The organism is Seonamhaeicola marinus, from assembly GCF_008085455.1.
In genome coordinates, this window is sequence record NZ_VSDQ01000273.1 from 1 (window position 1) to 719 (window position 719).

Genomic DNA, 719 nt, shown 5'->3' on the forward strand with positions numbered 1-719 from the left:
TGTTTTTCAAGGTGCTTTTTGTGAATGTTGTTGTGTTCTTTTTTTGATAAACCTAGTTTTAAACCACCTAAATTAAGGGGTTGTTATTTTAATGTTATTTTTAAAAATTTAACGTTTTATTAAGAAATTAAAAAGCGTTAAAATAAAGTACTAACTATTTTGCTATTATAAAGGTTATTTTATTTTTGATGTTACATTTTGAACTAAATACATAGATATATGAAATTATTAGGAATTGGCTCTAGAATAAACCATGCTGAATACGGAAAAGGAGTAATAACCAATGTTACATCACAACATTATTGGGTTACATTTATTGAAAATGGATTAGAAACTATTGATTTAAATAGTGATTTTGATGTTATTGAAGCAGCGCATGATGATGTTGATACTGTTAGTTTTTTAGATGTTGAAACAAGCTTGGTTAATATTTTAAAGAAATGGAGTGACGCTACCGAAGTTGTTGCAATTGCCGATAAGTACAAAGGAGGAACACTTATTTTACAACCAGCTGATGATAGTTTAAAACCTTATGAGTTACCTATTGATAAATTTTTTCATAAAATAACAATGGTTAGAGATAGATTGCGTGTTATGGAACAACGCATAAATGCTAGTGATTTAGATGCACAACAAAAAGTAGACTTGCAACAGTACATTACAAGAATTTACGGTAGTTTAACCAGTTTTAATGTGCTTTTTAAATCTGATACCCACAA

The 719-nt window shown here is 28.2% G+C and carries 1 protein-coding gene; it reads left to right on the forward strand.

The window, feature by feature from the left end:
- Positions 1 to 219: 219 nt before the first annotated feature.
- Positions 220 to 719, forward strand: a 500-nt coding sequence (locus FUA24_RS03920; protein ID WP_148540148.1) for a hypothetical protein, incomplete at its 3' end; no start/stop codon positions are given.